Annotated in this window: 10 protein-coding genes and 2 pseudogenes; 6 read left to right on the top strand and 6 right to left on the bottom strand. The window is 71.5% G+C overall.

Annotation, left to right across the window (positions count from 1 at the left end; genetic code table 11):
* Positions 1 to 314, top strand: a pseudogene (locus Q0L54_RS08540) (M20/M25/M40 family metallo-hydrolase); the annotation flags it as partial.
* Positions 315 to 337: 23 nt separating this feature from the next.
* Here the strand turns inward: Q0L54_RS08540 and Q0L54_RS08535 are convergent.
* The 3 genes from Q0L54_RS08535 to Q0L54_RS08525 all read right to left on the bottom strand — a co-directional run bounded on the left by Q0L54_RS08535 (position 338) and on the right by Q0L54_RS08525 (position 2,058).
* Positions 338 to 919, bottom strand: a complete 582-nt coding sequence (locus Q0L54_RS08535; protein WP_296667158.1) for a TetR/AcrR family transcriptional regulator — start codon at positions 917 to 919, stop codon at positions 338 to 340.
* Positions 912 to 1,733: an alpha/beta hydrolase gene (locus Q0L54_RS08530; protein ID WP_296667156.1), complete on the bottom strand. Its 822-nt coding sequence runs from the start codon at positions 1,731 to 1,733 to the stop codon at positions 912 to 914. The genes Q0L54_RS08535 and Q0L54_RS08530 overlap by 8 nt, the downstream gene beginning before the upstream one ends.
* Positions 1,734 to 1,851: 118 nt before the next feature.
* Complete coding sequence (locus Q0L54_RS08525) at positions 1,852 to 2,058, bottom strand: DUF5703 family protein (protein ID WP_296667154.1); 207 nt, start codon at positions 2,056 to 2,058, stop codon at positions 1,852 to 1,854.
* A 90-nt stretch (positions 2,059 to 2,148) separates the two neighbouring features.
* On the opposite strand from Q0L54_RS08525, the gene Q0L54_RS08520 reads away from it, so the two are divergent.
* Positions 2,149 to 2,472 carry a primosomal protein gene (locus tag Q0L54_RS08520; protein WP_296667153.1) on the top strand — a complete coding sequence of 108 codons (324 nt, stop codon included), beginning with the start codon at positions 2,149 to 2,151 and terminating at the stop codon, positions 2,470 to 2,472.
* 67 nt (positions 2,473 to 2,539) lie between these two features.
* On the opposite strand, the gene Q0L54_RS08515 is transcribed toward Q0L54_RS08520, so the two are convergent.
* Positions 2,540 to 3,502, bottom strand: coding sequence for an aldo/keto reductase (locus tag Q0L54_RS08515; RefSeq protein ID WP_296667150.1), 963 nt, complete (start codon positions 3,500 to 3,502; stop codon positions 2,540 to 2,542).
* 66 nt (positions 3,503 to 3,568) lie between these two features.
* Between Q0L54_RS08515 and Q0L54_RS08510 the strand changes: the two genes are divergently transcribed.
* Positions 3,569 to 4,429, top strand: a complete 861-nt coding sequence (locus Q0L54_RS08510) for an undecaprenyl-diphosphate phosphatase (protein WP_296667148.1) — start codon at positions 3,569 to 3,571, stop codon at positions 4,427 to 4,429.
* 7 nt (positions 4,430 to 4,436) lie between these two features.
* On the opposite strand, the gene Q0L54_RS08505 is transcribed toward Q0L54_RS08510, so the two are convergent.
* Positions 4,437 to 5,303 carry a PAC2 family protein gene (locus Q0L54_RS08505; RefSeq protein ID WP_296667147.1) on the bottom strand — a complete coding sequence of 289 codons (867 nt, stop codon included), beginning with the start codon at positions 5,301 to 5,303 and terminating at the stop codon, positions 4,437 to 4,439.
* Positions 5,304 to 5,327: 24 nt separating this feature from the next.
* Here Q0L54_RS08505 and Q0L54_RS08500 point away from each other — a divergent pair, with 24 nt between their 5' ends.
* The gene (locus tag Q0L54_RS08500) at positions 5,328 to 6,017 is read left to right on the top strand and encodes an HAD family phosphatase (RefSeq protein WP_296667144.1); all 690 of its coding nucleotides are present in this window, start codon (positions 5,328 to 5,330) and stop codon (positions 6,015 to 6,017) included.
* A 12-nt stretch (positions 6,018 to 6,029) separates the two neighbouring features.
* On the opposite strand, the gene Q0L54_RS08495 is transcribed toward Q0L54_RS08500, so the two are convergent.
* Positions 6,030 to 6,863, bottom strand: coding sequence for a PD-(D/E)XK nuclease family protein (locus tag Q0L54_RS08495; protein WP_296667142.1), 834 nt, complete (start codon positions 6,861 to 6,863; stop codon positions 6,030 to 6,032).
* A gap of 71 nt (positions 6,864 to 6,934) precedes the next feature.
* Here Q0L54_RS08495 and Q0L54_RS08490 point away from each other — a divergent pair, with 71 nt between their 5' ends.
* Positions 6,935 to 8,032, top strand: coding sequence for a site-2 protease family protein (locus Q0L54_RS08490; protein ID WP_296667139.1), 1,098 nt, complete (start codon positions 6,935 to 6,937; stop codon positions 8,030 to 8,032).
* Between the two features lie 124 nt (positions 8,033 to 8,156).
* Positions 8,157 to 8,538: pseudogene (locus Q0L54_RS08485) on the top strand (tRNA (adenine-N1)-methyltransferase); the annotation flags it as partial.

Raw genomic sequence — 8,538 nt, 5'->3', positions numbered from 1 at the left:
CCCACGTGAAGGTCGAGCAGTACATCACCGAGCGGGCCATCGACCAGCCTTTCGACGTGCCGCTGGTGCGTAAGGCGATCGAGGCGGTCACGGCCGACGATCCGGACGCCGTGGTGCTGCCGTACATGATGATGGGCGGCACGGACAACAAGCACCTCGCGTCGATCGGGATAGCGGGCTACGGATTCGCGCCCTTGCGGCTGCCCCCGGAACTCGACTTCCCCGCGCTGTTCCACGGCATCGACGAGCGAGTGCCCATCGAGAGCCTCGAGTTCGGCACCGCCGTGATGGAGAGGTTCCTCGCCGACTGCTGATGTGCGCGCGACGCGCGGCGCCGTCAGGCGTCCTGCGCCGTCCGGTCCCAGGAGGCCAGTGCCGCGTCGAGTCCGCCGACGAGCAGCTCGAAGGACGTGCCGACGTCCTCGGGCAGCCCGAAACCGTGGGACAGCTCGAGTGAGACGAAGCCATGCAGCGCCGCGCGGACGGCGCGTATCGCATGGATGCGGCTGTCGCTCGCGAGCCCGTAGCCGTCGACAATCGCCGCCGCCACGCTGACTGCTTCTCGTGACGCGTCGGACCGCGCCGAGCCCGGTGAACGGGGCGCCGCGACCGTCGCCGCGTAGCGCCCCGGGTGCGCCAGCGCGAAGCCGCGATACGCCCGGGCGACCGCGCGAAGGGCGTCGCCCCGCGTGAGGCCCACGGCCGCCGCCGCCATCGAATGCGCCAGCTCTCGCGTGGCGACCGCCGCGACGTCCTCCCTCAACTCGGCGAGCGAGGAGACGTGCTTGTAGAGGCTGGGCGGCTTCACGCCCAGCCGGGCCGCCAGTACGGTCAGGGAGAGCCCGTCCCAGCCCTCGGCGTCGACCACGTCGAGCGCGCCGGCGACCACGGCGTCCGGCGTGAGGCCCGCCCTAGGCATGCTGCTGCACCGTGCCCAGGAAGCGGACGATCGCATCAACCACCACGTCGGGGCGCTCGGCGTGGGGATAGTGCCCCGCGCCCGCGACCATGAGGACCTCACCGTCCAGGCGCTCGCCGATCCACCGCGCCTCGGCCTCCGGATCGCGGAAGTCGGGGTCGGCGCCGCCCATCACGATCAGCGCCTTGGCGCGCACGTCGCCCAGGCGCCGCTCGCTGGGCGCGTGCGTGGTGCGGGTGGTGCGGGAGAACGCCGTGCGATGTCCCGGTTGACGCATGGAGGCGCGGATGCGGGCGCGGTGCTCGTCGAAGTCGTCGGGCTTGCGCCCGGGGTACAGCGTGGGCAGGTAGGCGTTCCATACGGCGGGGGCCCACGGCCCCGCCATGAGCGCACGGAAGGCGAGGGCCATGACGGGATTGACGGGTGCGTCGCGGACGAAAGGGCCCAGCAGGACGATGCCGGCGACCGCCTCGGGCCTCTCGGCCGCCGCCCAGACGGCGGCGCCTGCTCCCATCGAGTTTCCGAGGATGGTCGCCGGCGCGCCGCCGAGCTCCTCGATGAGGGCGAGGGCGTCCTGGCCAGCGGCGACGTCGTCGTAGCTCGAGAACGTGGCGTCGCTGTCGCCGTGGCCCCGGAGGTCCATGGTGGCGACGCGGAAACCGGCGTGCACGAGGGCCGGAGCGGTGAAGCGGTAGGAGCCGCGCAGCTCACCGATGCCGGGCAGGCACACCACCAGCGGGCCGTGCCCGCTCACGTCGTAGGCGATCGAACCCTCGGGCCGGGTCAGCATGCGGGTCTCGGTGGTGCTGGGCATCGTGGGCCTCCCCTGTGGCTAATGACTATAGCCGCTACGCTAATACGATTAGCCTAGATGTCAAGCGGTAGTCGTGTTGGGTGGCGGAACGGCCGCCCGCGCCCGCCGAAGGCGCCGGCTACGCCGCGTTGGAACGGCGGACGTTCATCACCCGGCGACGCAGCCAGACCCGGCGGGCGCCGCCGATGAACGTCTGGGAGCGAACCAGTTCCCAGCGGCCGTATTCGGCCTGCTCCGTGAGCAGGGTGCGGGTCTCGGCGCGCGTGACCTCCGTGCCGATATCGACCACGCGCCAGTCGTATCTGCTGTCTGGCGGGGTGGCCATCCGTCGCGGTGTGACGACGTGGGCGGGTCCGTGCGATTCGTGGTTCATCTCGCCTCCCATTCAACCTGTTCCCGGGGTACGGTCAATCCCATGAGCTCCAACGCGCAAGAGGCGCTACGACTGCTGGTCGCCGCGTACCAGGAGCACCTCGCCGCCGTGATCGCCCGGCGCGGTGACGCCGACGCTTCGGTCGATGACGCGTACGACGCGCTCGCGGATGCCTTCGACCGGTACGAGGCGGTGCTCGACGTCGAGTTGGGCGAGGCGCTCCCCATGCTGCTCGACGATGCCGACGACGACGACGATGACGACGACGACGACGATGACGATGCCGACGACGAGGAGCTCGACCCGCACGCCGAGGAGGACGAGGACGTCCTCGACGACGACATCGACGACTTCCAACTGAACTGAGCCGGGCTCGGCCCGCCGCTCATCCGCGCGCACGTCTCACCGCAGTGGCGATCCGCGCGCGCCCGCATCATCGCCGCTCCGGGTATCCGAGCTCGATCTCCGAGACCTCGTCGAGTGCGTCGACGATCGCGGGAGGCAGCCGCAGCGTCGCCGCGGACAGTGAGGGCAGGATCTGCTCCGCGGTCCGAGCGCCCACGATCGCCGTCGCGACGAAGGGCTTGGCGAGCACCCAGGCGAGCGCCGTCTCCTGCGCACTGACCCCGAGTCCGCCGGCGGCGATCGCCAGCGCCTCGACGATCGACCCCGCGCGGTCGTCGAGATATGGCTCGACGAACCCGGCCAGGTGCTCGGAGGCCGCGCGCGAGTCCGCCGGGATCGACGTGCGGTACTTGCCGGTGAGGACGCCGCGGCCCAGCGGCGACCATGCCATGACGCCCAGCCCGAGTGCGGCGGCGGCGGGGACCACCTCGCGTTCGATGCCTCGCTGCAGCAGCGAGTATTCGACCTGCGTGGCGGCGAGGGAGGGCCTGCGGCCCGCGAGCGTCGCCATGCGCGCCGTCGCCCAACCCGGGTAGTTCGACACCCCCACATAGCGGGCACGGCCACTGTTGACTGCGATCTCGAGCGCGTGAAGGGTCTCCTCGAGCGGCGTCCCCGCATCGAGCTGGTGCACGAGCCAGATGTCCACGTGGTCCGTTCCGAGCCGCGCGAGCGACGCGTCCAGCGTGTCGAGCATCGTGTCGCGTGACGCGTCGATCACTCCGCCCTTCGCCGTGCGCCGGATCCCCGCCTTGGTGCAGATCTGGACGTCCGAGCGGCTGACGGTTCCGCCGAGCATGTTGCCGATAAGACGCTCCGCGCCGCCGTCCGCGTAGGAGGCGGCCGTGTCGAGCAGCGTGCCGCCGGCGTCGAGGAAGGCGTCGAGCTGGCCGCCGGCCTCGTCCTCGTCGGTGTCGCGGCTCCACGTCATGGTGCCGAGCGCCAGGCGCGAGACCTCGAGGCCGGTGGTGCCGATCCGCGCGCGCTGCATGAGGCGACGCTACCGAAGCACCGGGGCTGAGAAGGTGACGCCACGCCCAGGCACTACTGTGGCGCCATGGGTTGGTGGGAAGCGGTCATCCTCGGTCTCGTTCAGGGCCTCACTGAGTTCCTGCCGATCTCTTCGAGCGCGCACATCAGGGTCGTGGGTCCGCTGCTTCCGCACGGCGCCGATCCCGGCGCGGCGTTCACCGCGATCATCCAGATCGGCACCGAGCTGGCCGTGCTGCTCTACTTCCGCAAGGACATCGCCCGCATCATCGCGGCGTGGTTCCGCGCGCTGCGGGGACGCGATGGCGCGGACGCCAAGGCGCGTCTTGGCGCCCACAACGCGGATGCCCGCATGGGCTGGTGGGTGATCATCGGCTCGCTACCCATCGTGGTGCTGGGCCTCGCCTTCAAGGACTCGATCGAAACCACCTTCCGCAACCTCTATCTCACGGCCGCCGTACTTGCGGGCTTCGCCCTGGTGCTGTGGCTCGCCGACCGCATCGGCGCCAAGCGGCGACCACTGGGGGAGCTCACGCTCAAGGACGCGATCCTGCTGGGTCTCGCGCAGGCGATGGCGCTCATCCCGGGCGTGTCCCGCTCGGGCGGCACCATTTCGATGGGCCTGTTCCTGGGGCTCACGCGGGAGGCGGCCGCGCGCGTCTCCTTCCTGCTCGCGATCCCGGCGGTGCTGGGCTCCGGCTTCTACGAACTCGCCTCCGAATACGACACCCTCCAGGCGCCGGGCGCGCCGGGGCTGGTCAACACGGCGATCGCCGCCGCCGTCGCGTTCGGCGTGGGCTACGTGGTCATCGTCTGGTTCCTGCGGCTCATCACGCACCGCAGCTACCTGCCGTTCGTGATCTACCGGTTCGCCGCCGCGGGCGCCATCGTGGCGCTGCTGGCGACGGGCACCATCGCCGCCACCTAGCCCGGGCTCAGGCCTTGCCGTTGCCCAGGTCGCGGCGGCGCAGGAACTGCTCGAATTCCGCGGCGATCGCATCGCCGGAGGCCTCCGGCAGGCTGGTCTCGTCCATGACGGACTCGAGCTGGGTCACGTGCGCGGCGACCTCCTCGTCCTCCTCGGCCAGCTCGTCGGCGCCTCGCTGCCACGCCTCGACCTCCTCGGGCAGGTCGCCCAATTCGATCGGCTCGCCCAAGAAGCGCTCGAGTTGGGACAGGATCGACACGGTGGCCTTGGGGCTCGGCGGGTGCGCCACGTAGTGCGGCACGCCCACCCAGATCGAGATGACGGTGATGCCCCGCAGCGCGGCCTCGTGGCCCAGCACGCCCAGGATCCCCGTGGGGCCCTCGTAGTCGGAGCGGTCGAGGTCGAACGCCTCCCGCGCCGCCGCGTCCTCGCTGGTCACGAAGGTGGGCAGGGGACGTGTGTGAGGGGCGTCCACCAGCAGGGCGCCGCACGTGATGAGCGTCCTGATGTCGAGCTCCTCGGCGTGGTCGAGGATCTCCCGGCAGAACTGGCGCCACCGCATCGACGGTTCGATGCCGCGCACCAGCGCGATGTCGCGGTCACCCACCCACGGCCCCGCCGCGGCGGAGATCACCGTTCCGGGCCAGGAGATGACGCGCTCGCCGGTCGCGGTGGTCTGCTGCGTGGGGCGGCTCACCTGGAAGTCGTGGTACTCCTCGGGGTCGAGCGTCGCGTACTCGCGGGCGTTCCACGTCGACGAGAGATGGTCGAGCGCGGAGGACGCCGCCGAACCGGCATCGTTCCAGCCCTCGAACGCGGCGATCATCACGGACTGGTCGGCGGCCAGGGCGGCAGGGTCGCTCTCGGAGCTCATTCAGCCAGCCTAGACTGGCCGCATATGAATGAGAAGGCGACGCCCCCGGCCGCGGTGCTGTGGGACATGGACGGCACGCTGATCGACTCGGAGCCGTACTGGATCGGGGCGGAGACCGAGTTGGCCTCTCGCTTCGGCGTCGAGTGGACCCACCAGGACGGGCTCGCGCTCGTGGGCAACCCGCTGACCGTCTCGGCACAGGCGATGATCGATCGCGGCGTCGAACTGGATCCGGCAGACGTCATCAACTACCTGCTCGCCCGAGTCACCGCGCGGGTGCGGGAGCGGACGCCATGGATGGACGATGCGCGGGCCCTGTTGGATGCCGTGGTGTCCGCCGGGATCCCCTGCGCGCTGGTCACCATGTCCTACTCGATGCTCGCCGATGCCTTCGTCTCGCGCGCGCCTGACGCCTTCGCCGTGGTGGTCTCGGGCGACCAGGTCACGCACGGCAAGCCGCATCCGGAGCCGTACCTGACGGCCGCCGCGCGGCTGGGTGTGCCGATCGGGCGCTGCGTCGCGATCGAGGACTCGCCGTCGGGCGTCGGCTCGGCCTATGCCTCGGGCGCCGCGACCATCGGGGTGCGGCGGCTCACGCCCATTCGACACCGCCCCGGGCTGAGCCGCGTGCGCTCGCTCGAAGGAATCGACGTCGCCATGCTCGGCCGCATGGTCGAGGGGCACGTGATCGATGAGCTCGGAGCGTCGGTCTGACGCGATCGGCGGTCAGGCGGTCGCGGGTCGCACGCCGAGGGCACGCTCGACGGCATCGGGATCCAGCGGCGGTTCGATGCCGCCGAACTCGGGGCACTGCTCCGTGAAGCTGCACCATCCGCAGAGCGGCGAGCGCTGCGGGCGGAACCGCCCGGCGGTGGCGGCCGCCGTGATCTCCGCCCACACCTCGCGGATCTCGTGTTCGACCTGGGCGATGTCGTCGCCCGTGGGCCGGATCTCGAGACGCCCCCCGTCGCGCAGGAACAACAGTTGCAGCACCGCCGGCCGGCGCTGGCGAAGCCGCTCGACCACGAGCGCGTAGAAGCGCATCTGGAAGCGCTCCTTGCGCTCGCCGTAGCGCGGGTCAGGGGTCTTGCCCGTCTTGTAGTCGACGATTCGGATGGATCCGTCGGGGGCGATGTCGATACGGTCGACGATGCCCCGCAGCAGGGGCCCGTCCTCCAGCTGCACCTCGATGAACTCCTCCCGCCCCGCGGGCTCCAGCCGCTGCGGATTCTCCAGGTCGAAGTAGGTGGCGAGTCGCTGGCGACCCTCGGCCAGCCACGCCGACTCGGAGGGGGCGTCCGCGTGGAGCGCCGCCAGCCCCGCATCCTTGGCGAGCATGGCGCGCCACTCCGGCTCCAAGCGACCCTGTGCCGCCTCGACGGTGCGGTCCTGAGCCGGGAGGTCGAAGAGCCGTTCCAGCACCGTATGGACCAGCGTGCCCAAGGTCGCGGCGGCGGACGGCGGCTCCGGCAGCCGGTCCACCGTGCGATAGCGGAACAGGAGCGGGCACTGGCGGAAGTCGCCCGCCCGCGAGGGCGACAGCGCGGGCTTGCGAGGCATGGGCCCACCCTAGGCGCACCGGCGGACACTCGATGCGGGACGGCGTCCCCGTCGGCCACTACCGTGGGGCCATGGACAAGCCCCGCACGCGCGGCATCTCGCTGGGACGCGTGCTGGGTGCGCGCGTGGTGCTCAGCCCGTCGACCCTGGTGATGGCCCTCATCCTCGCGGTCTTCTACGCGATGGGGGAGGACGGCCTCAGCCAGCAGGGCTTCGCGATCGGCCTCGCGGTCGCGGTGCTGCTGTTCGTCTCCGTCTTCATCCACGAACTCGCGCACACCATCGCAGCCCGTGGCTTCAAGCGCGAGGTCGATGAGATCGTGCTGACGTTCTTCGGCGGCCACACCCAGTTCCGCAGCGCCGACCCGCGGCCCGTGGAGATCGGCGTGATCGCCGCCGCAGGGCCGGTGTCCAACGCCCTCGTGGGCGGCCTCGCCCTCGCCGTCGCCGGGCCGCTCGACGGGATGGCCGGACGCATCGTCACCTATGCGGGCATCCTCAATCTGATCCTCGCCGGATTCAACGCGCTGCCGGGCTCCCCGCTCGATGGCGGACGCGTGGTCAACGCCATCGTGTGGGGCATCTCGGGCGACCGCTGGAAGGGCCATCGGTGGGCCGCGCACGGCGGGCGGATCGTCGCCGTCGTCACCGTGGCGATCGCAGTGGGCGTCCCGCTCGCCACCGGTCGCACACCCCAGCTCGTGACGGTCATCTGGGCGGTGTTCCTCTTCGCCGTGATCTGGCCGGCGGCCTCCGCGGAGCTTCGGGCGGCCACGGTCCTCGGCCGCCGGCAGGGCATCACCGCGATGTCGCTGGCAGCCACGGCGGTGGGCGTCACCTTCGACGCGACCGTCGCCGAGGCGCGGTCGCTCGCGCAGGCCGCGGGTGCGCGCGAGGTGGTGGTCCTGGCCGCCGACGGCCAGGCCGCCGGTCACTTCCCGGTGGCTCTCACCGACGTGGTGCCGGAGGCGGACCGCGCCACCACCTCGCTGGCGTCCGTCACCATGCCCGTGGTGCGCGGCGCGGAGATCCCCGCGACGGCCATGGGCGAGGGCTTGGTCGAGGCCGTGATGCCGTGGATGGGCCGCACCGATGTGGTGGTGGTCACGGATGACGGCATGCCGGTGGGCGTCGCACGCCTCGAGGACGTGCGGGCCGCGCTCACTTGACCCGGGCGTCGGCTGACACCTGCATCGTCCGACCGTTTCATCCTCCGTCGCCCCCGGCAGACGGGACGATGCGGCGCCACCGAGGCCGATCCTGGCTCCCCGCGGGCGGCCTAGACTTGGCCCCATGACCCCACCCCCTGCCGTCGGCGCCGACGAGCGCCGCGGCCCGCTGCGTGCGGGAGACCGCGTCCAGCTCACGGACCCCAAGGGCCGGCACCACACCATCGTCCTCACGGAGGGCAAGGCGTTCCACACGCACCGCGGGCTGTTCCAGCACGACGACGTGATCGGCCGGCCCGAGGGCACGGTGATCCGCAACACCGCCGGCATCGACTACCTGGTGCTGCGGCCGCTCCTGAGCGACTTCGTGCTGTCCATGCCGCGCGGAGCCGCCGTGGTCTACCCGAAGGACGCGGGCCAGATCATCCAGATGGCGGACATCTTTCCCGGCGCCCGCGTGGTCGAGGCCGGGGTGGGCTCGGGCGCGCTGACGATGTCCCTGCTGC

Origin of the sequence: Demequina sp. (assembly GCF_024642165.1) — a bacterium.
Taxonomy (GTDB): domain Bacteria; phylum Actinomycetota; class Actinomycetes; order Actinomycetales; family Demequinaceae; genus Demequina.
This window is presented reverse-complemented; position numbering and strand designations above follow the sequence as displayed.

Excerpts from the sequence above, each read along its gene's own strand:
- Q0L54_RS08535 (WP_296667158.1), bottom strand. The coding sequence starts at position 919 with ATGCCTAGGGCGGGCCTCACGCCGGACGCCGTGGTCGCCGGCGCGCTC.
- Q0L54_RS08530 (WP_296667156.1), bottom strand. The coding sequence starts at position 1,733 with ATGCCCAGCACCACCGAGACCCGCATGCTGACCCGGCCCGAGGGTTCG.
- Q0L54_RS08525 (WP_296667154.1), bottom strand. The coding sequence starts at position 2,058 with ATGGCCACCCCGCCAGACAGCAGATACGACTGGCGCGTGGTCGATATC.
- Q0L54_RS08520 (WP_296667153.1), top strand. The coding sequence starts at position 2,149 with ATGAGCTCCAACGCGCAAGAGGCGCTACGACTGCTGGTCGCCGCGTAC.
- Q0L54_RS08515 (WP_296667150.1), bottom strand. The coding sequence starts at position 3,502 with ATGCAGCGCGCGCGGATCGGCACCACCGGCCTCGAGGTCTCGCGCCTG.
- Q0L54_RS08510 (WP_296667148.1), top strand. The coding sequence starts at position 3,569 with ATGGGTTGGTGGGAAGCGGTCATCCTCGGTCTCGTTCAGGGCCTCACT.
- Q0L54_RS08505 (WP_296667147.1), bottom strand. The coding sequence starts at position 5,303 with ATGAGCTCCGAGAGCGACCCTGCCGCCCTGGCCGCCGACCAGTCCGTG.
- Q0L54_RS08500 (WP_296667144.1), top strand. The coding sequence starts at position 5,328 with ATGAATGAGAAGGCGACGCCCCCGGCCGCGGTGCTGTGGGACATGGAC.
- Q0L54_RS08495 (WP_296667142.1), bottom strand. The coding sequence starts at position 6,863 with ATGCCTCGCAAGCCCGCGCTGTCGCCCTCGCGGGCGGGCGACTTCCGC.
- Q0L54_RS08490 (WP_296667139.1), top strand. The coding sequence starts at position 6,935 with ATGGACAAGCCCCGCACGCGCGGCATCTCGCTGGGACGCGTGCTGGGT.